Source organism: Nitratireductor pacificus pht-3B (genome assembly GCF_000300335.1).
Lineage (GTDB): Bacteria > Pseudomonadota > Alphaproteobacteria > Rhizobiales > Rhizobiaceae > Nitratireductor > Nitratireductor pacificus.
In genome coordinates, this window is sequence record NZ_AMRM01000003.1 from 74,722 (window position 1) to 95,549 (window position 20,828).

Annotated in this window: 19 protein-coding genes; 6 read left to right on the forward strand and 13 right to left on the reverse strand. The window is 66.1% G+C overall.

What is annotated here, in order from left to right; translation table 11 throughout:
• Positions 1–50: 50 nt before the first annotated feature.
• The 12 genes from NA2_RS03385 to NA2_RS03440 form a co-directional block, all read right to left on the reverse strand.
• Entirely contained in the window at positions 51–2,183 is a 2,133-nt protein-coding gene (locus NA2_RS03385) for a sodium-translocating pyrophosphatase (protein ID WP_040676619.1), read from the reverse strand.
• 210 nt (positions 2,184–2,393) lie between these two features.
• Positions 2,394–3,611, reverse strand: a complete 1,218-nt coding sequence (locus NA2_RS03390) for an MFS transporter (protein ID WP_008594195.1) — start codon at positions 3,609–3,611, stop codon at positions 2,394–2,396.
• Positions 3,608–4,099: a transcription antitermination factor NusB gene (gene nusB, locus NA2_RS03395; RefSeq protein WP_040676621.1), complete on the reverse strand. Its 492-nt coding sequence runs from the start codon at positions 4,097–4,099 to the stop codon at positions 3,608–3,610. The genes NA2_RS03390 and nusB overlap by 4 nt, the downstream gene beginning before the upstream one ends.
• A gap of 1 nt (position 4,100) precedes the next feature.
• Positions 4,101–4,568, reverse strand: coding sequence for a 6,7-dimethyl-8-ribityllumazine synthase (ribH, locus tag NA2_RS03400; RefSeq protein ID WP_008594199.1), 468 nt, complete (start codon positions 4,566–4,568; stop codon positions 4,101–4,103).
• A 42-nt stretch (positions 4,569–4,610) separates the two neighbouring features.
• Entirely contained in the window at positions 4,611–5,225 is a 615-nt protein-coding gene (locus NA2_RS03405) for a riboflavin synthase (RefSeq protein ID WP_008594201.1), read from the reverse strand.
• Positions 5,225–6,355, reverse strand: a complete 1,131-nt coding sequence (gene ribD / locus NA2_RS03410) for a bifunctional diaminohydroxyphosphoribosylaminopyrimidine deaminase/5-amino-6-(5-phosphoribosylamino)uracil reductase RibD (RefSeq protein WP_008594204.1) — start codon at positions 6,353–6,355, stop codon at positions 5,225–5,227. Before ribD ends, NA2_RS03405 begins: the two co-directional genes overlap by 1 nt.
• Before the next feature lies 1 nt (position 6,356).
• The gene (gene nrdR / locus NA2_RS03415) at positions 6,357–6,815 is read right to left on the reverse strand and encodes a transcriptional regulator NrdR (protein WP_008594206.1); all 459 of its coding nucleotides are present in this window, start codon (positions 6,813–6,815) and stop codon (positions 6,357–6,359) included.
• A 50-nt stretch (positions 6,816–6,865) separates the two neighbouring features.
• A complete protein-coding gene (glyA, locus tag NA2_RS03420; RefSeq protein WP_008594208.1) occupies positions 6,866–8,182 on the reverse strand; it encodes a serine hydroxymethyltransferase in 1,317 nt (438 codons plus the stop codon).
• A 224-nt stretch (positions 8,183–8,406) separates the two neighbouring features.
• The gene (locus tag NA2_RS03425) at positions 8,407–9,660 is read right to left on the reverse strand and encodes a L,D-transpeptidase family protein (RefSeq protein ID WP_008594209.1); all 1,254 of its coding nucleotides are present in this window, start codon (positions 9,658–9,660) and stop codon (positions 8,407–8,409) included.
• A 295-nt stretch (positions 9,661–9,955) separates the two neighbouring features.
• Positions 9,956–10,471 carry a transcriptional regulator LdtR gene (ldtR, locus tag NA2_RS03430; protein WP_008594211.1) on the reverse strand — a complete coding sequence of 172 codons (516 nt, stop codon included), beginning with the start codon at positions 10,469–10,471 and terminating at the stop codon, positions 9,956–9,958.
• A 212-nt stretch (positions 10,472–10,683) separates the two neighbouring features.
• On the reverse strand, positions 10,684–11,106 hold the full coding sequence (locus NA2_RS03435; protein WP_008594214.1) for a DUF6163 family protein: 423 nt from the start codon (positions 11,104–11,106) through the stop codon (positions 10,684–10,686).
• Positions 11,103–12,143, reverse strand: coding sequence for an enoyl-CoA hydratase/isomerase family protein (locus NA2_RS03440; RefSeq protein ID WP_040676690.1), 1,041 nt, complete (start codon positions 12,141–12,143; stop codon positions 11,103–11,105). The genes NA2_RS03435 and NA2_RS03440 overlap by 4 nt, the downstream gene beginning before the upstream one ends.
• A 183-nt stretch (positions 12,144–12,326) precedes the next feature.
• On the opposite strand from NA2_RS03440, the gene hemB reads away from it, so the two are divergent.
• The 6 genes from hemB (at position 12,327) to NA2_RS03470 (ending at position 18,384) form a co-directional block, all read left to right on the forward strand.
• Positions 12,327–13,382 carry a porphobilinogen synthase gene (gene hemB / locus NA2_RS03445; protein ID WP_008594218.1) on the forward strand — a complete coding sequence of 352 codons (1,056 nt, stop codon included), beginning with the start codon at positions 12,327–12,329 and terminating at the stop codon, positions 13,380–13,382.
• A gap of 77 nt (positions 13,383–13,459) precedes the next feature.
• A complete protein-coding gene (locus NA2_RS03450; RefSeq protein WP_008594220.1) occupies positions 13,460–13,927 on the forward strand; it encodes an RDD family protein in 468 nt (155 codons plus the stop codon).
• Positions 13,928–14,051: 124 nt separating this feature from the next.
• Positions 14,052–14,630, forward strand: coding sequence for an RDD family protein (locus NA2_RS03455; RefSeq protein WP_008594222.1), 579 nt, complete (start codon positions 14,052–14,054; stop codon positions 14,628–14,630).
• A 221-nt stretch (positions 14,631–14,851) separates the two neighbouring features.
• The gene (locus NA2_RS03460; RefSeq protein ID WP_008594223.1) at positions 14,852–16,657 is read left to right on the forward strand and encodes an SLC13 family permease; all 1,806 of its coding nucleotides are present in this window, start codon (positions 14,852–14,854) and stop codon (positions 16,655–16,657) included.
• A gap of 23 nt (positions 16,658–16,680) precedes the next feature.
• The gene (locus tag NA2_RS03465) at positions 16,681–17,427 is read left to right on the forward strand and encodes an arginyltransferase (RefSeq protein ID WP_008594225.1); all 747 of its coding nucleotides are present in this window, start codon (positions 16,681–16,683) and stop codon (positions 17,425–17,427) included.
• Between the two features lie 54 nt (positions 17,428–17,481).
• Complete coding sequence (locus NA2_RS03470) at positions 17,482–18,384, forward strand: DMT family transporter (RefSeq protein ID WP_008594227.1); 903 nt, start codon at positions 17,482–17,484, stop codon at positions 18,382–18,384.
• An 84-nt stretch (positions 18,385–18,468) separates the two neighbouring features.
• On the opposite strand, the gene NA2_RS03475 is transcribed toward NA2_RS03470, so the two are convergent.
• A complete protein-coding gene (locus NA2_RS03475) occupies positions 18,469–20,799 on the reverse strand; it encodes a Tex family protein (RefSeq protein WP_008594229.1) in 2,331 nt (776 codons plus the stop codon).
• Positions 20,800–20,828 lie beyond the last annotated feature (29 nt).

The following is a 20,828-nucleotide window of genomic DNA, read 5'->3' on the forward strand; positions in this document are numbered from 1 at the left end:
GCGAGCATCGCGCTCGCGGGCTTTCTTTATGTCGAGGGATCAGCCGACGATCAGTGGGCCAGCACCGCCAGAAGCAGCAGGGCCATGATGTTGGTGATCTTGATCATCGGATTGACGGCAGGACCCGCCGTATCCTTGTAGGGGTCGCCGACCGTATCGCCGGTGACGGAAGCCTTGTGCGCTTCCGACCCCTTCTCGTGCCTGACACCGTCGGCATCGACGAAACCGTCCTCGAAGGACTTCTTCGCGTTGTCCCAGGCGCCGCCGCCGGCAGTCATGGAGATGGCGACGAACAGGCCCGTGACGATGACGCCGAGCAACATCGCGCCGAGCGCCGAGAAGGCCTGGCTCTTGCCGGCGATCGCGTTGATGACCCCGAACACGACCAGCGGCGAAAGCACCGGCAGCAGCGAGGGCACGATCATCTCCTTGATCGCGGCCCGCGTCAGAAGGTCGACGGCGCGGCCATAGTCCGGCTTCTCCTTGCCTTCCATGATGCCCGGCTTCTCGCGGAACTGGCGCCGAACCTCCTGCACGATGGCGCCGCCGGCACGGCCGACCGCGGTCATCGACAGGCCGCCGAACAGGAACGGCAACAGGCCGCCGAACAGCAGGCCGACCACCACATAGGGGTTGGACAGGGCGAAATCGACCGACACGCCCTCGAAGAAGGAGCCCGGCGCCGCATTGGCGGCGAAGAACTTCAGATCCTCCGTATAGGCGGCGAACAGCACCAGGGCGCCGAGACCGGCAGAGCCGATGGCGTAGCCCTTGGTGACCGCCTTGGTCGTGTTGCCGACGGCGTCGAGCGCGTCGGTGGTCTTGCGCACTTCCGGCGGCAGGTCCGCCATCTCGGCGATGCCGCCGGCATTGTCGGTCACCGGACCGAAAGCGTCGAGCGCCACTACCATGCCGGCCAGCGCCAGCATCGTCGTCACCGCGATGGCAATGCCGAACAGGCCGGCCAGATTGAACGACACGATGATGCCGGCGATGATGACGACCGCCGGAAGCGCCGTTGCCTCCAGCGAGACGGCCAGGCCCTGGATGACGTTCGTGCCGTGGCCCGTCACGGATGCCTGGCTGATCGAGCGGACCGGGCGATAGCCGACGCCCGTATAGTACTCGGTGATCCAGATGATCAGCCCAGTGACCGCCAAGCCGACGACGCCGCACCAGAACAGGGTCGATCCGGTGAAGCTCGTGCCGTTGCTGGCGGTGAAGCTGGTGGCGGCGCCGAGCCAGCCCCAGACGATCGCTGCGAGCGCCACGACCGACAGCACCGCCGTCGCCCAGAAGCCCTTGTAGAGAGCTCCCATGATGGAGTTGTTGGAGCCAAGCTTGACGAAGAACGTGCCGATGATCGATGTGATCACGCAGGCAGCGCCGATGACCAGCGGGAACAGCATGAGCGTCAAGGCGGTCGCGCCGGTGAAGAAGATCGAGGCGAGCACCATGGTCGCCACGACCGTCACCACATAGGTCTCGAACAGATCGGCCGCCATGCCAGCGCAGTCGCCGACATTGTCGCCGACATTGTCGGCGATGGTGGCCGGGTTGCGCGGGTCGTCCTCGGGAATGCCGGCTTCAACCTTGCCAACCAGATCGCCACCGACATCGGCACCCTTGGTGAAGATGCCGCCGCCGAGGCGGGCGAAGATCGAGATCAATGACGCGCCGAAGCCGAGCGCCACCAGGGCGTCGATCACCGTGCGGTCGGTCGGCCCGTGGCCGAGCATCGCGGTCAGAACCCAGAAATAGACCGACACGCCGAGCAGAGCGAGACCGGCCACCAGAAGGCCGGTGATGGCGCCCGACTTGAAGGCGATGTCGAGGCCGGCGGCCAGGCTGTTGGAAGCCGCCTGCGCCGTGCGCACATTGGCGCGGACGGAGACGTGCATGCCGATGAAGCCGGCCGCCGCCGAAAGCACGGCGCCGATCAGGAAGCCGATCGCGGCCACGCCGGTCAGAAGCCACCAGGCAAGAAGGAACACCACCACCCCGACGATGGCTACGGTCGTATACTGTCTTGTCAAATAGGCCTGCGCACCCTCTCGGATGGCGCCGGCGATTTCCTGCATGCGTGCATTGCCCTGGTCGGCGGCCAGCACCGACTGGGTTGCCCAGATGGCATAGAGAACAGAGAGCACACCGCAGGCGATGACGAAGTAAAGCATTGTCATTGCCGATCTATCCCTTGAGTTCGACCCGCGATTGCGGACCGGACCTCACGATCCCGTTCGATCGATCCGCCCCGATCCCAAACCCCTCCCGGGTCACCATGAAAAAGGCCGTCGGCATTCGCGCCCCTCCCGGCCTTATTGTCGCAGCTTGGGCGAAGCCGTGACGCAACGTCAAGGACTTGTTCTGGGATTTGCCCGGCTTTCGCCGGTTCAGGCGGCCTGGCGGGCGCGGGCGCTCAGGGTCAGGATGCCCAGAGCGACCAGGCAGGTCAGGGCCACCGGCACGACGATCCAGGCCAGCATATCCCAGCCATAGGCGTTGTAGACCTGGCCCGACATCAGCGATGCGAAGGCCGTCGTCGAGAACAGCAGGAAGTCGTGCACGCCCTGAACGGCGTTCTTCTCGGAGGAGTGGTAGCATCCCGCGACCATCGAGGTGGCACCGATGAAACCGAAGTTCCAGCCGACGCCCAGAAGGATCAGCGCGGTCCAGAACTGCCACAGCGCGATGCCGGACAGTGCCACCGCCGCGCAGCCGATCAGCAACAGCAGGCCCACGGCGACGATGGATTCGGCCCCGAAACGGGCGATCAGACGGCCGGTGATGAAGCTCGGGGCGAACATGGCCATGACGTGCCAGGAAATGCCGAGCGTCGCCTCGTCCTCGCTGAAGCCGCAGCCGACCATGGCGAGCGGCGCGCCGGTCATGACGAAGCTCATCAGCGCATAGGAAGCGACGCCGCATACAAGCGCCACGAGAAAACGCGGCTGCGTGATGATGGTCGAGAGCGGCCGCGCCGGCACGTGATCGTCGAGCTGCGCGGCGGGCGCTTCCCTGGGCAGCCGCAGGAAGGACAGGATGATGGCGCCGACGGCGCCGAGCAGGATGATCGACGCAAAGGCGCCGGCGAACATCACCGGCGCGAACAGTTCGCGCGTATGGATCACCATCTGCGGCCCGATGATGGCCGCGAAGACGCCGCCGCCCAGCACCCAGGAGATGGCGCGCGGCTTGAAGTCGGCCGGCGCGTTGTCGGCGGCGGCGAAGCGGTACTGCTGCAGGAAGGAGTTGCCGCAGCCCACCACCAGCAAGCCGATGGCGAACAGCCAGAAATTCATCTGGAACAGCGCGAGTGCCGAGACGAAGCCGCCGGCGGCGGTGACCAGCGCGCCCGACATGAAGCCGTTGCGGCGGCCGATGACGCGCATCAGGGCGGCGGCGGGCAGCGCGCCGAGCGCGATCCCGACATTAAAGCCCGTGACTGGCGCCGTCGCCAGCGACTTGTCGCTGCCGAGAAGGTAGAAGCCGGCAAGACCGCCCATGGAGATCGCGACGGGAGCGGCGGAACCGACCACGGCCTGCGCGGCCGCCAGCACCAGCGCCGTGCGCTTGGCCTCCCGATACAGGTCCCCGCGGGTCTCGGTCACGTCCGGTCCTTTCCCCTGCCCTCGTCGCGGGCGCGCCGGGCGACCCGGTCGAGCACCGCATTGACCAGCTTCGGCTCGTCCTCGGTGTAGAAGGCCTTGGCGATGTCCACATATTCCGAGACGATGACGGCGACAGGCACGTCCCTGCGCCGCGTCAATTCATAGGTGCCGGCCCGCAGGATCGCGCGCAGGGTCGAATCGAGGCGCGACAGCGGCCAGTCGTCGGTCAGCGACTGGCGGATGACCGGGTCGATCACCTTCTGGTCCTCGACGACGCCCGCCAGGATGGCGCGGAACCATTGCGGATCGGCGTCGCGGTAGAGCTCGCCGTCGATCTCCTTGCCGAGCCTGAACAGCTCGTATTCGGCGGTCGTCTCCAGGAGGCCCGTGCCTGCGACGTCCATCTGATACAGGGCCTGGACGGCAGCCAGCCGTGCGGCGCCACGCTTGTTGGCCGTTCGCGGGCCTTCCTCGCTCGGTGCTTTCACGTCAGGCTCCAAAGCGCTGTTTCAGCGCGATCATCGTCAGTGCCGCCGTCGCGGCGAAATGTCCCTTGCCCATGCTCTCGCCGGTCGTTCCCTCGCTGCGCTCGATGCGGGCCAGCGCCTGCGCCTCGTTCTCGACCGTCAGGATGCCATTGCCGATGGCCAGCGATTTCTGCGCGGCCAGATCCATCAGGGCGCGCGCCGATTCGTTGGCGACCACGTCGAAATGATAGGTTTCGCCCCGGATGACGCAACCGAGCGCCACGTAGCCATGATAGACGGGGCCGCCGTTTCCGGATGCCGCGAAGGCGATGGCCGCGGGGACCTCCAGCGCGCCCGGCACCGTCACTACGTCATAGGCGGCGCCGGCCTCGTCGAGCGCCTTCTTGGCGCCCGCCAGTAGGCCGTCGGCCAGATGATCATAGAAACGGGCTTCGACGATCAACAGCCTCAAGGGGCGCGCATCGGCCATGAACTTACTCCGCACGGAACCATCACAAAGGGAAGCGCTGCCTTAAGCCTCTTTGGCGGCGTCCGCAAGACGCGCGGCATAGCGCGCCATGGTGTCGATCTCGATATTGACCATATCGCCGACCGCGCGCTCGCCCCAGGTGGTGACCGCCAGCGAATGATGGATCAGGAGAACGTCGAAGCGGTTGCCGTCGACGCGGTTGACCGTGAGCGACGTGCCGTCGAGCGCGACGGACCCTTTCGGCGCGATGAACTTCGCCAGTTCGCGCGGCGCTTCGAGCACGAAGCGCACCGCCTCCCCCTCGTCCGTCCGCGCCACGATGCGCGCCGTTCCGTCGACATGGCCGGAGACGATGTGGCCGCCGAGCTCGTCGCCGACCTTCAGGGCGCGCTCGAGATTGATGCGCCGACCCCCCTGCCAGTCGGAAGCGGTCGTCAGCCGCAGGGCCTCTTCCCACGCCTCCACCTCGAACCAGCGGGCATTGGCGCCCTCCTCCGGCAGCGCCACGACCGTCAGGCAGACGCCGGCGCAGGCGATCGACGCGCCGATGGCGATGGAGGCCGGATCGTAACTGGTCTCGATGCGCAGCAGCACGCCCTCGTCGCGCGGCGTCAGCGACTGTACCGTACCCACATCCGTGACAATGCCGGTGAACATCAGGCGCTCCTTACGAATTCGCGATAGAGATCGGCGCCAAAGCGCGCCTCGCGCAGCAGGCGGAAGCCCTGCGGGGTATCGGCAGGGTCGATCGGCGAGGCAATCCCGCCAGCGCCGATCTCGGCCGGGCCGGAGAACAGGGCGAGCCGATCCACCAGTCCCTCGTTCCAGAAGGCCCGCGCCGTATAGGCGCCGCCCTCCACCATCAGCGTCGCGACGCCGCGCGCGGCAAGGTCGTCGAGCAGTTCAGGCAGGGCGATGTGCCCCTCGTGGACGTCCACGGCGAGAAAACTCACGCCGGCTTCGGCCAGCTCGGCGCGCCGCGCCGAGGGGCAATCGCTGGCGATGGTGACGAGCAGCGGCACATCGCGCGCCGAGCGCACCAGCACCGAACCGGCCGGCAGCCGCATGTCGCGGTCGAGCACGATGCGGATCGGCGAGCGCTGCTCGAGGCCTGGCAGGCGGCAGGTCAGCGACGGATCGTCGGCGAGCGCCGTGCCGATGCCGACAAGGATCGCGTCGCTTTCGGCACGCATCATGTGCACCTGGCGGCGGGCGACCGCGCCGGTGATGGCGACCTGCCCCTTGCCCGGCGCACTGTCCCTCCGGCCGATCATGCCGTCGGCGGAAACGGCAAGCTTGAGAATCACTTCGGGGCGTTTCTTCTCCGACCGCATGAGATAGCCGCGCATCAGGTCGGCGGCTTCGTCGGCCAGAACGCCCTCGACCACCTCGATCCCGGCCTCGCGCAGGATGGCGTAGCCCTTGCCGTTGACGCGCGGATCGGGGTCGGCGGCGGCGCCCACCACGCGGGCGATGCCCGAGGAAACGAGCGCATTGGCGCAGGGAGGCGTGCGGCCGTGGTGGGCGCAGGGTTCGAGCGTCACATAGGCGGTGGCGCCACGCGCGGCAGCACCCGCCTCCGCCAGCGCCGCGGCCTCGGCATGCGGCCGCCCGCCGATGGCGGTCACGCCGCGTCCGACGATGCGCGGGCCGTCGCCATCGTCGCGGACGATCAGCGTCGCGACGGAAGGATTCGTGTCGGTCAGGCCCAGATGACGCCGCGACAGACGGATGGCCGCGGCCATGAAGCGCCGATCGGCCTCGTTCGCTGATCCGGCGGCGGCCATGCTAGTCCTCTTTGCCCTTCAGCTCTCCGAGCACGTCCTGAAAGTCCTTGGCCTCACGGAAGTTACGGTAGACCGAGGCAAAGCGCACATAGGCGACGTCATCGAGCGCCTTCAGCGCTTCCATCACCAGGAGGCCGATATCGTCGGCGGCAACCTCGGTCTCGCCGGAGTTCTCGAGCTGGCGAACGATCCCGCTCACCGCCCGCTCGACGCGCCCCGGCTCGACATTGCGCTTCCTCAGCGCGATGTCGAAGGAGCGCATCAGCTTGTCGCGGTCGAAGGGCACCTTGCGGCCGGTCTTCTTGATCACCACCAGGTCGCGGAGTTGGATCCGCTCGAAGGTGGTGAAGCGCCCGCCGCAATCGGGACAGGCGCGCCGGCGGCGGATCGCCACCCCGTCTTCGGCGGGGCGGGAATCCTTCACCTGCGTGTCTTCGGACTGGCAATAGGGACAGCGCATCTTGGCCTTTCAGCAATCGTGTTGCGGGGCGAATCCGCCCCGCAACAGGCTTACCCCAGATAGGGGTAAAGCGGGAAGCGCTCCGTGAGAGCGACGACCTTGGCCTTGACCGCGGCCTCGACGCCGGCATTGCCCTCGTCCGAATTGGCAATCTTCAGCCCGTCCAGAACCTCGGCGATCAGCTTGCCGATCTCGCGGAACTCGGCGGTGCCGAAGCCGCGCGTCGTACCGGCCGGCGTGCCGAGGCGGATGCCGGAGGTGACGAAGGGCTTTTCTGGGTCGAACGGGATGCCGTTCTTGTTGCAGGTGATATTGGCCCGGCCGAGCGCCGCCTCGGCGCGCTTGCCCGTGGCGTTCTTGGGACGCAGGTCGACCAGCATCAGATGGTTGTCGGTGCCGCCCGAGACGATGTCGAGACCGGTCTCCTTCAGGCTCTCCGCCAGCGCGCGGGCATTCGCCACCACGTCGCGCGCATAGGACTTGAAGTCCGGCTCAAGCGCCTCGCCGAGCGCCACCGCCTTGGCGGCGATGACATGCATCAGCGGGCCGCCCTGCAGGCCGGGGAAGACGGCCGAGTTGAACTTCTTCGCCAGCGCCTCGTCATTGGTGAGGATCATGCCGCCGCGCGGGCCGCGCAGCGACTTGTGCGTCGTGGTCGTCACCACATGGGCATGCGGCAGCGGCGACGGATGCTGGCCGCCGGCCACCAGGCCGGCAATGTGGGCCATGTCGACCATCAGCCAGGCACCGACCTCGTCGGCGATCTCGCGGAAACGCTTCCAGTCCCAGACGCGCGAATAGGCGGTTCCGCCGGCGAGGATAAGCTTCGGCTTGTGTTCCCTGGCAAGCCGCTCGACCTCGTCCATGTCGAGCAGGTGGTCGTCCTTGCGCACGCCGTAGGAGATCGGGTTGAACCATTTTCCCGACATGTTGACGGGCGAACCGTGCGTCAGATGGCCGCCGGAATTGAGGTCGAGGCCCATGAAGCTGTCGCCCGGCTCCAGCAGAGCCAGGAACACGGCCTGGTTCATCTGGCTGCCGGAGTTCGGCTGGACGTTGGCAAAGGCGCAGCCGAACAGCTTCTTGGCGCGCTCGATCGCCAGTTCCTCGACGATATCCACATACTGGCAACCGCCATAGTACCGCTTGCCCGGATAACCTTCCGCATATTTGTTGGTCAGCACCGTGCCCTGCGCTTCCATGACGGCGCGCGAAACGATGTTTTCCGAGGCGATCAGCTCGATCTCATGGCGCTGGCGGCCGAGTTCCTGGCGGATCGCTGCAAAAATCTCCGCATCGCTGTCCTCGAGGGACCGGTTGAAGAAGGGATCGGCGTCGCCGGAGACGGCGGCGGTTGCTATTGCCATGGCGGGTTTACCCCCTTGCGCGGTGGATCAAGTGGCGAAGTGCGGCCTCTAGCATCTTTCCATGCGGGTCACCACGCCTAATGCATGTCGCATTCAATGGATTCATCTGAATGATAGCGACGCGCATCATTTCAAAGGACACCGTAGCCGGGAAAATTTTTTCCGCCAAAGAAAGCAGCCGCCCGTTGCCGGACGGCTGCGACAGGCCTCGACCAGTTGGCGGGTCAGAGCGCCGTCGAGATCTGCAACTCGCTGGCCCCGTCGCGGCCATAGATGTCGTCGCGGAAATGCACCACGCCGTCGCCCGTCGACCAGGCGGAAACATAGGTGAAGTGAACCGGAACGGGATCGGCCACGGCAATCCGCACGTCCTGATCGGTCTGGATGGTCTGCTCGATGCGCCGGCGGTTCCAGCCATCGGTGTTCTTCAGGATCCAGGTGACGAGGTCGCGCACGTTCTGCACCCGCACGCAGCCGGAGGAGTAGAACCGGTCAAGATCGCGGAACAGGCCCTGCTGCGGCGTGTCGTGCATGTAGACGGCATGGGTGTTCGGGAAATTGATCTTGATCGACGCCATGGCGTTGATCTTGCCCGGATCCTGGCGGAAGCGGTACTTTTCCGCGTCGTCCGTCGACCAGTCGACGTTGAGCGGATCGACCTCGCTGCCGTCGGGCGCGATCAGGCGGATGTTGTTGTCCGTGAGGTAGCTCGGATTCTTGCGCATCAGCGGAATGATGTCCTTGCGGACGATCGAGGCCGGCGCGTTCCAGTAGGGATTGATGATGATCTCGTTGATCTTCGAATCGAGGATCGGCGTCTGGCGATCGACCTTGCCGACAATCGCCGTGTGGCGCAGCGCCACGCGCCCGCGCTCCACCGCCTCGATTTCGGCGGCCGGAATGTTCACCGCGACATAGCGGTCCTCGAGATTGCCCGCGATGGCGCGCAGACGCACCAGATTGGTCTCGAGCTGGCCGAGCCGGACGGCGGCCGGAACGTTCAGCGCCGAATATGTGTAGCGCCCGGTCACGCCGTCCGCGGGGAGACCGTGCCGCGCCTGGAAGCGCTTCAGGGCCGCATCGACATAGGAATCGAACGCCTGCGACATGCCGGCGCGCTGCGACAGGTCGCCGGACACCATCAGGCGGCGGCGCAGCGTCTCCACATCGGGATCCGACACGCCGAGTTCCAGCTTCTTGGTGTCGGGGACGCGCTGCCAGCCGCCCTGGCCGACGATGTTCGAATAATCGAGGATGGCCCGCTCGATGTAGGACACCGTCTCGGGGCTGAAGATCGGGAGGTTCGACGCGACCTTGCCGCCCTGGCTGGCGCGGGCATCGAACTGGTCGCCCCAGGCGCCCCTGCGCGGCGAGCGGATGATGTCCTCGATGACGGTCTGGGCGCCGGCGGCGCCCGAGAACGCTGTCGCTGCGGCAGCGCTGACACCGGTCAGGAAGGTGCGGCGGTTTGTCTTCATGCGTTTCCGAACTCTCTAGGCTGGCGGCCTCCTGCGAGGCTCCTGGCGATCACATGGAAAGGCGATCACATCGACGGACAATGCCGCCTCTCCGTTAAGAATCCGCAAACCCTGTTTTCGGCACCGACACCGGCGTTGCGGCCTTCACACCCCAAATTCCACCGGATTATGACCTTAGCGTGACCTTGCGTCACCGCAAACGCGATAACGAATAAGTGAAGGCCGGCGTCCCGCCACGCCGGCCTTCGATCGGGACTGCGCACCGGCGCGCAGCCAGGTGATGAAAAAGGTGAGACTACATGCGGTAAGCGATGGTGTCGTTCCAGAAGCGGTCGAGCCGCTGCAACGCCCGGTTCATCTGGCTGAATTCCTCAGCGCTGATGCCGCCGACCTGCTCGATCGAGCCGATGTGGCGCGAATACAGACCGGACACCACCTTGGCGACCTCGGCGCCTTTCGCCGTCAGGCTGATGCGCACCGACCGACGGTCGACACGCGAGCGCTGATGATTGACGAAGCCGAGATCGACAAGCTTCTTCAGATTGTACGACACGTTGGAACCGAGATAGTAGCCGCGGGTGCGCAGCTCTCCCGCCGTCAGTTCCGAATTGCCGATGTTGAACAGCAGCAAGGCCTGGATGGCATTGATGTCGCTGCGTCCGTTGCGCTCGAACTCGTCCTTGATGACATCAAGCAAACGGCGGTGGAGCCGCTCGACGAGCTGAAGCGATTCAAGATAAAGGGAACGCAGCGCATCGTTGCGTTCGTCATTCGTAGCGGCACTCTTCGCCGCGGGTCGCGAGTTAATCATTACAGTAGCCTCTCGTTTGACGCCGGTGACTTGTTTTTTTGTCTCACCTTGCCCCAACCCTATCGAATGCCTCTAAAATTCGACTTAAACGCCAGGCTTAACAACGTCTTACGAGGTGGCACCTTGGGAATACGGCTAACAGCCGGTAAACCCGCAAGGAAGCATTTGAGGAAAGAACGGCCGAGATATCACGGCATGCGACGGGTCCCGGCCTAGACGGCCGCGCGCCGCTTGCGCAGATGCATCGTCACGCGGAACGCGACATAGATCGCGGCGACGAGCACATGGAAGGCCAAAAGGCCGTTCCGCTGGCCGAAATATGCGGCGAACGGCCCGAACATGGCGATCTCGCCGCCGGCGCACAAAAACCAGATCACCGGCCCCCAGGACGCCAGAAGCCAGAGGCCGACGGCGGCGAAGGGATAAAGCACGGCGAGCACGAGGCAGGCGACCTGCCAGTGTATCGGCATCAGGTCGAAGCGCCACAGAAGGCCCGGATAGACACCGAGAAGCCGCACCCAGTAGAAGATGCCCATCGCCAGGCAGGCAAGCGCGATCAGCCGGTGAAACCAGTGATAGGCGCCCTCTAGTTGCGATGGCCGCGCCGTGGCTATGCCCCCCCACTCGTCCTTCATTGCAGCGACAGGTCTCCTCCGGCGGGCGGTGCGAAATAGGCGTCGACATCGGCCTGCGCCACCGCGTCGAGAGCCGCAGGCCGCCAGTGCGGTGTGCTCTTCTTGTCGATGATGGCGGCGCGAATGCCTTCGTAGAAATCATGGCCCACCAGCATTCTGCTGAGAATGCGGAACTCCATGCGCATGCAATCGTCCATCGTCAGCGTTGCCCCGGTGCGGATCTGCCGGAACGTCACCCGCAGGCTGGTCGGCGAGCGCGCCATCAGTGTCGCATGCATGGCGTTCGCCCATTCGCCGCCATCGGCTGCAAGGGAGCCGAGCACCCCGTCCAGCGTGTCATGCGCGAAGTGACGGGCAATGGCGTCCATGACGGCATCCTCGGTCTCCGCCGCCACGGCACGGGCGTCGACGGCCAAGGAGGCGTCGGCATCGCCGGTCTCGCAGAGCCTGCGCAGGAGGGCCGGCAGATCGTCCGCCGGCACTGAATGAGTGGCCAGCCCGAAGGCGCAGGCATCGCCGTGGCGGATCCTGTTGCCGGTCAGCGCCAGATAGAGGCCGAAACCGCCGGGCAGACGCGACAGGAAGTGGCTTCCACCGACATCCGGGAAGAATCCGATCCCCACTTCCGGCATGGCGAAGACGGCGTTCCCGGTCATCACGCGGTGCGATCCATGGAACGACACGCCGACCCCGCCGCCCATCACGATGCCGTTGATCAGCGCCACATAGGGTTTCGGGAACCGGGCGATCGCCGCGTTCAGCCGGTATTCGTCGGCGAAGAAATCGAAGGGCGGGTCGCCGGCGCGGCCGGCCTCATAGATGTCGAGGATGTCGCCGCCGGCGGAAAAGGCCCTGCCCTCGGCCCGGATGACGACGAGGCGAACCGCCGCGTCGGCCTCCCAGGCAGCGAGCGCCCTCGTGAGCGCCCGGACCATGCGGTGGTTGACGGCGTTCAGCGCGGCCGGGCGGTTGAGGGTGACAATTCCGGCATGGCCCGAACGTTCGAAAAGGATATCGTCGGCGCCACCGAAATCCACGTCCAAGGCATCCTCCCGAAGCTGACCCACAAGCAACCACCCCAAGGTGATTATTGGCGCAATGCTGGCCCGTCAATGGCGCAATCGGCTGCGACCACAGGACACTTTCCGAGAGGCTTGGTGCCCAACCGGCCGCATGATAGACAATTGGACGATCTGGGCGGACAATCTGGAGACGAAGCCGTGAACAAGTTCAGCCGCACCGTCGGCGCCGCGCAAGCCGCACCCTTCGCTCCGGCCGCGACGGAAAGGAGCGTCGACGAGATCACCGGCGGACGCCGCCTCCGGCGCATGCGCAAGGCCGACTGGTCGCGCCGTCTGGTCCAGGAAAACCGCCTCACGGTCGATGATCTGATCTGGCCGCTGTTCCTCATCGAGGGCGAGAACCGCGAGGAGCCGGTCGCCGCCATGCCGGGCGTCTCCCGCTACAGCGTCGATCTGGCGGTGAAGCAGGCCGAGCGCATGGCGCGCCTCGGCATTCCGGCCATCGCCACCTTCCCCAACATCGACCAGGCACGACGCGATGAGACCGGCTCGCACAGTCTCGATGCCGACAATCTCATCAACCGGGCCACCCGCGCCATCAAGGCGGCGGTGCCGGAGATCGGCATCATCACCGACGTGGCGCTCGATCCCTTCACCAGCCACGGGCATGACGGCATCCTGCGCGATGGCGAGATCGTCAACGACGAGACCGTTTCGCAGATCGCCGCCGCCGCCGTCGGCCAGGCGATCGCCGGCGCCGACATCATCGCGCCGTCGGACATGATGGACGGCCGCGTCGGCGCGATCCGCGACGCGCTCGACAACCACGGTTTCCAGCATGTGGCGATCATGTCCTATGCGACAAAGTTCGCATCGGCCTTCTACGGCCCCTATCGCGAGGCGATCGGCACGGGCGGGCTGCTCAAGGGCGACAAGAAGACCTACTATCTCGATCCCGCGAACACGGACGAGGCGCTGCGCGAAGCCGAGCAGGATCTGGCGGAGGGCGCCGACATGCTGATGGTCAAGCCGGGATTGCCCTATCTCGACATCGTGCGCCGACTGAAAGATTCCTTCGCCATGCCGACCTTCGCCTATCAGGTGTCGGGCGAGTATTCGATGATCAAGGCGGCGGCGACCAATGGCTGGATCGACGGCGAGAAGGCGATGATGGAAAGCCTGCTGGCGTTCAAGCGGGCCGGCTGCGACGGGATCCTCACCTATTTTGCCCCCGAGGTCGCCGAGCGCCTGTGAAATTTCGCCGCGCGGCTTGAAGTTTAGCGTAAACATCCCATTTCAGTTCCACGTGAACCGAAAATGGAGCAGCGCTGATGAGCGGCCGGATCCTCGATGGCGAGATCATGACCAGGGCGGATGAAGACCACCGGCTCTACAGCGGCGTGCGTACCCGCCGCATGGTGGCCTTCGTGATAGACTATCTGCTGATCGGCCTGATGGTCATCCCGGTCGGGATCGTCGTCGCGCTCCTGGGCATCCTCACATTCGGCCTCGGCTGGCTGCTGTTCGGTATCCTCGTCCCCCTGACGGCACTGTTCTACGTGGCCGCCACTCTCGGCGGCAGCAGGCAGGCGACATGGGGCATGCAGATGATGGACATCAGGCTGGCGCGCATGGATGGCGGCACGGTCGATCCCCTGCTCGCCGTCGTGCACACGGTTCTGTTCTGGGCCGGCAACGCGATCCTGACGCCGCTGATCCTGCTCGCCACGCTGTTCCTCGACCACAAGCGCACGGTGCACGACCTGCTGCTCGGCACCGTGGTCGTCCGCGCTTCCTGAAAGCCGGCCCGGCTTTGCTCAATGTTTACTCTTTAACTACGCTATATACTATACGTATACGTAACTGACGTTCATTGCTATCACTCGCCCGGGTGGGCATAGCCGACCACAAGCGAGTGAACCCATGACGACGACCAAGAACGAGTCCTCCGTCCGAGGCAAGCGGGCTGCGGCGACGGCCGATGCCGGAGCGAAGAAAACCACGAAACCATCGCTGGAATGGGTGCGGACAAGACGCGTCGCAGCCTTCATCTTCGACTATGCCCTCTTTGCGATTGTCGGTCTGACCCTGGTCGTTCTGATGACCATCCTCTTCGAAGACCTGACGGCGGTGCGGATTCCCGCCGCCAGCATGCGCAGCGGCTCTGCGGCCGATCCCATGCGCGCCATACACGAGAACACGCCGTATGGGCTGGCCCGCTACATCGCCCTGCTGCTCACCCTGGCGGCCACGCTCGCCTATGTCGTGCGGACCCTTGGGGGGAAGATGCAGGCGACGCTCGGCATGCGGATCATGTCGCTGCGCCTGCGGCGGCTCGACGGCAAGCCCATCGCCCCGACCTATGCGGCCGCCCACTGGCTTCTGTTCTTTGCGCTCAATGCCCTCTTCACGCCGCTGACCCTGCTCGCCCCGCTGTTCCTGGCGCGCAAGCAGACGGTTCACGACCGCCTGCTCGACACGGTCATGACCCGGCAGGACTGAGCCTTCCCGGCCGGACGCACCAACGCCGCGTGTCCGGCCACCCCCTGCATCGGGCTGGAAATCTGTTTCCGCCGATGCGGCTTTGCCATGCGCCGATTGCCGACATCGGGGCCCTGCAGGCAAATCCGTGCTTGCGGCGCGCATGAGGGGGCTTATGCTCTGGCATCGAGAAGCGGGCGAGCGACGCAGCCTGCCGGGACGGTTTTGGCGGCGGGGGCTGAATGGCGGATTTCCATCTCTGGGCGACCTACGCGATCATTGCCCTGACCGTTGCTGCCTATGTCAGCGAGCGTTTCACGCTCGAACTGGTGGCGATGGGGAGCCTCGTCGCATTTCTCGCCCTGTTCGCGCTGCTCCCCTATGACGGCGGCGGCGGCCTGCAGGCGGAAGAGCTGCTTCTGGGCTTCGCCAATCCGGCGCTCGCCACCGTTCTTGCGCTGCTGATCGTCGGACAGGGCCTGTTCGCCACCGACGCCCTCGACAAGCCGGCCCGCATCCTCGCCAAATCGGCCGGCGGCTCCAGCACGCGGACAATCTGGATCACGTTGATAACGGCGGCAACGCTCAGTGCCTTCCTCAACAATACGCCCGTGGTGGTGATCTTCATCCCGGTGCTCATCGTCTTCGCCGCCCAGCGAAATTTCCCCGTCTCCAAGGCGCTGATGCCGCTCTCCTTCATGACCATTCTCGGCGGCATGACGACGCTGATCGGCTCGTCGACCAACCTGCTCGTCGCCGGCGTCGCCGCCAAGGCCGGCATCGGCATGGGATTCTTCGACATCACCGTGCCCGGCATCATCCTGGCGGCCGCCGGCGCCGTCTACGTGCTGCTCGCGATGCCCCGCATCCTGCGCGATTCCAGCAACGAGAAGAATTTCCGCCAGGTGCAGTCCGGCACCCAGTTCATCGGCGAGATCCGCATCGGCCCCGGCCATCCCTTCATCGGCAAGGCCTCGAAGGCGGGGCTGTTCCAGGGGCTTGGCGACCTGACGCCGCGGCTGATCGTGCGACGCGGCATGAGCTTCCATCCGCCGTTCGAGAATGTGGTGCTTTCCCAGGGCGACCGGCTGATGGTCACCGCGACGCGACGCGCCTTCACCCAGGCGCTGTCGCAGGGCGCCGTCGGGCACATCAGCAACCCGGAAGCCGGCGCGGCGGCGGCTGTCGGGCCGGACTATCACATCGCCGAGGCCGTCATCCCGCCGGGCTCGCGCCATGCCGGGCGAACGATCCGCAACGCCGGCATCGAGACCGAGCACGGCGTGCACATGCTCGGCGTGCAGCGCAAGAGCCGGATGGGACGCACGCCCGTCGCCGAGATCCGGCTGGAGCCCGGCGACACGATCCTGATCGGCGGCACCGACCGCGCCTTCGAGGATCTGCGCGAAAGCCACGACCTGCTGGTGCTCGAATGGTCGGCGGAGCCGGTGCCGCAGCGGCGTAAGGCGTGGATCGCCTTCACCATCTTCGCCGGCATCGTCGTGACCGCCGCCCTCGATCTCGCCCCCATCGTCGCGACGGCCATCGCCGGCGCATTCGCGATGATCGCCACGGGCTGCCTGACACTGGCGCAGGCCGGCCGCGCCTTCGACCGGCAGATCTTCCTGCTGGTCGGCTCGGCCATCGCCGCGGCGACGGCGCTGGAACGCACGGGCGGCGCGAGCCTGATCGCCGACGGCACGGTGGCGCTTCTCGACGGGCAAAGCCCGGCGATCATCCTGTCGGGCTATTTCGCCGTCGTGGCGATCCTGACCAATTTTCTCTCCAACAATGCGACTGCCGTGCTGTTCACGCCGATCGGCCTCGGCATCGCGTCGGCCATCGGCGCGCCGCCCGAGGCGTTCATCGCGGCGACCATCTTCGCGGCCAACTGCTCCTTCGCCACCCCCATCGGCTACCAGACCAATCTGATGGTGATGGGTCCCGGCCACTACTCGTTTCGTGACTTCCTGAAGGCCGGCATGCCGCTGGTCGTGATAATTTGGTTGACGTTTTCTTTTGTCGGGCCATGGTATTATGGGCTTTGAGACAGGAGACATGCCCGACAAAAATGACGCAGCAACCCGTCCAATCGCCGCAGTTCTTTCTGACTGCCCCCTCGCCCTGCCCTTATCTGGAAGGACAGTTCGAGCGTAAGGTTTTCACCCATCTGGTGGGTGAGAAGGCGCCGGAGATGAACGATCTGCTGACCCAGGGCGGCTTCCGCCGGTCCCAGAACATCGCATATCGCCCGGCCTGCGAGACCTGCCGCGCCTGCGTTTCCGTAAGGATCCTGGCGCAGGAGTTCAGGCCGACGAAGAACATGAAGCGCATCATGAAGCTGAATGCCGACCTGATCGGAACGGCGCATGGCGCGGAACCCTCGACCGAGCAATACTCCCTCTTCCGCGCCTATCTCGACGCGCGCCACAAGAAGGGCGGCATGTCGGACATGACCGTGCTCGACTACGCCATGATGGTCGAGGACACCCATGTCGGCACGCAGGTGATCGAGTATCGCCGGCGCGGCGCCGACAGCTTCATCACCGGCAAGGGCGAAGGACCGCTGATGGCGGTGGCGCTGACCGACACGATGAGCGACGGGCTGTCGATGGTCTATTCCTTCTTCAACCCGGCGCTGGCCGAACGATCGCTTGGCTCGTTCATGATCCTCGACCATATCCAGCGGGCCATCGCCGCCGGCCTGCCGCATGTGTATCTCGGCTACTGGGTCAATGGTTCGCGCAAAATGGCCTATAAGGTGCGTTTCAAGCCGCAGGAGCATCTCGGTCCGCAGGGCTGGGACCGCGTCGAGTAGGGTCCTCACCCTGGCCTCCCGTTTCTTCCCACGCATTCACGAGGTCCATCAGCCGTGTCCGATCCCGCTTCCACGCACGCCAAGGGCCTGGCGCTGACCGCCTTCGGCGGCCTGGCGCTCACGGTCGACATTCCACTGATCAGGCTCGCCGACGGCGATCCCTGGCCGATCCTGATGGTGCGCAGCGGCATGACGGTGACGGTGGCGCTTGCGGTGTGGCTCGTCTGGCGCGCCGTCTCGAAGAACGTGCCGCCACTCATTCCGGGCCGTGCCGGGCTTGTCGTCGGCGCGCTCTACGCCTTGTCCGCGCTCTCCTTCATGACCGCCGTCTACAACACCTCGACCGCCAACCTGGTCTTCATCCTTGCCTTCAACTCGATGTTCGCAGCGCTTCTCTCATGGCTCTTTCTGCTGGAGCGACCGGCGCCCGCGACGCTGATCGCCATGGGCGTCATGCTGGTCGGCGTGCTGATCATCGTCCGCGGCGGCATCGGCGCCGGACATTTCTTCGGCGACATGATGGCACTGACCTCCGCGCTCCTCCTGGCGATCGCCATCACGATCACCCGCAAGAGCGGGCGTGACATGGGCTTCGCGGCACTCGTCGCGGTCGCCCTGCCCTGCGCCGTGGCGGCCGTGATGACCGTCAAGACCGGCTACCGCGTCGAGGCGCCATGGTGGATCATCTTCAACGGCGCGGTGATCATGCCGATCTCGTTCTTCTGCCTCGCCAACGGGCCAAAGTACATTTCGGGACCGGAGGTGGCGATGTTCTATCTGCTCGAAACCGTGCTTGCGCCTGTCTGGGTCTGGCTGATCTTCTCCGAGGTGCCGAGCCGCGCGACGCTGGTCGGCGGAACGATCCTCATCGTCGCGCTGGTGACGCACTCCCTCTGGCAGCTCCATGCGGGGCGCAGGCGGCGCCTGGCGCGCGGAACGATCCGGCATCCGCTGTAGGCGGAACGAGCGTTGTTCCCGCCCTCGTGGTGAACTTTTCGAGCCACGAGGGCGGCATGCGGAACACCGCCTGGCCCGTGCCGGCTATTTCTTCTTCATGGCCTGCGCCAGCGCCGCGGCGAGCGCCCCCTGCGGTTCGGCGCCGCGCGCGCCCGGCCTGGCGCCTCCCTTGCGCGGCGGTTCGCCGCGGGAAGGCCGTCCGCCGTCACGCGGGCGGGCAGCGCCGGCGTCGGCACCTGCATCCTTGCGCATCGACAGGCTGATGCGCTTGCGCTTGATGTCCACCTCCAGCACCTTGACCTTCACCACGTCGCCGGCCTTCACGACCTCATGCGCATCCTTGATGAACCGGTCGGCCAGTTGGGAGACATGCACCAGCCCGTCCTGATGGACGCCGATATCGACGAAGGCGCCGAAGGCGGCGACATTGGTCACCGTCCCTTCCAGCGCCATGCCGGGCTTCAGGTCCTTGATGTCGTCGACCCCTTCGGCGAAGGTCGCCGTGCGGAAGGCGGGGCGCGGGTCGCGGCCGGGCTTGTCCAGTTCGGCGATGATGTCGCGCACGGTCGGCAGGCCGAAGCGCTCGTCGACGAAGACACGCGGATCGAGCGCCTTCAGCGCGGCGCTGTCGCCCATCAGCGCGCGCACGTCGCGGCCGCAGGCGGCGACGATCCGGCGCGCCACGCCATAGGCTTCCGGGTGGACGGAGGATGCGTCGAGCGGCTCGCTGCCTCCGGCGATGCGCAGAAAACCGGCGCATTGCTCGAACGTCCGCTGGCCGAGCCGGCCGACATCGAGCAGTTGCTGGCGGCTCGAAAACGCCCCGTTCACGTCGCGGTGGGCGACGATCGCCTCGGCAAGCGAGGCGCCAAGCCCGGAGACGCGCGCCAGCAGCGGCGCGGACGCCGTGTTGAGGTCGACGCCGACCGCGTTCACCGCGTCTTCGACCACCGCATCGAGCGCCTTGGCCAGCCGGTACTGGTCGACATCGTGCTGGTACTGACCGACGCCGATCGACTTCGGCTCGATCTTGACCAGTTCGGCGAGAGGGTCCTGCAGGCGGCGGGCGATGGAGACCGCCCCGCGCAGCGACACGTCGAGACCGGGGAATTCGGCCGCCGCCGTCTCCGATGCCGAATAGACCGACGCGCCGGCCTCCGAGACGATCACCTTGAGCGGCTTCGGCGCCGGCATGTCCGCCAGCATGTCCGCCAGCATGTCGGCCACCAGCTTTTCGGTCTCGCGGCTGCCTGTACCGTTGCCGATGGCGATCAGCTCGACGCCGTGCTTGCGCACGAGCGCGGCCAGTTCGGCCTGCGTGCCGCGCAGGTCGTTGCGCGGCGGGAACGGATAGACGGTGCTGGTCGCGAGCAGCTTGCCCGTCCCGTCGACCACGGCCACCTTGACGCCCGTGCGGATGCCGGGATCGAGCCCCATCGTCGCGCGCGATCCCGCCGGCGCGGCCAGAAGCAGATCCTTCAGATTGCGCGCGAAAACGTTGATCGCCTCCTCCTCCGCGCGCTCGCGCAGGTCGCGCATCAGGTCGAGGTTCAGATGCAGGAAGAGCTTCACCCGCCAGGCCCAGCCGGCGACCTCCAGCAGCCAGCGATCGCCCGCAAGCGCATTGCCGATGCCATAGGCGGCGGCCACCATGCCGACGGCAGGCTTCAGCGGCCCGGTGTCGTCGGCATCGACCTCCAGATCGAGCGAGAGCACATCCTCGTTGCGGCCGCGCAGCATGGCGAGCGCGCGATGGCTCGGCACGTTCGCCCAGCGCTCCGAGTGATCGAAATAGTCGGAGAATTTTGCGCCGGCCTCCTCCTTGCCCTCCACCACGCGGGCGCGCAGCACGGCGCGTTCCTTCATGTGGTTGCGCAGCCGTCCGACCAGATCGGCGTTCTCGGCGAACTGCTCGGCCAGGATGTCGCGCGCGCCTTCCAGCGCCGCCTTGGTGTCCGGCACATCGTCGGTCAGATAGCCGGCGGCGAGATCGGCGGGCTCCCTGCCGCGCTCGGCCAGAATCATCTCGGCCAGCGGCCCGAGGCCGCGCTCGCGGGCGATCTCGGCCTTGGTGCGGCGCTTCGGCTTGTAGGGCAGATAGATGTCTTCCAGCTCGGCCTTGGTGCCGACGGCGGCGATCTTCGCCTCCAGTTCCTCGGTCAGCTTGCCCTGCTCGCGGATCGAACCGAGGATCGTCTCGCGACGCTGCTCGAGCTCGCGCAGATAGGCGAGCCGTTCGGACAGAAGGCGGAGCTGCGTGTCATCGAGGCCGCCGGTCACCTCCTTGCGGTAGCGGGCGACGAAGGGCACGGTCGCGCCCTCGTCCAGGAGGCCGATGGCCGCCTGCGCCTGTTCCGGCCTGGCGTTGATCTCGGTGGCGATAAGGGCGGCGATGCGTTTGACGTCTGCGGACATGCGAATTCCCGATATTGCGCGTGCGGCGA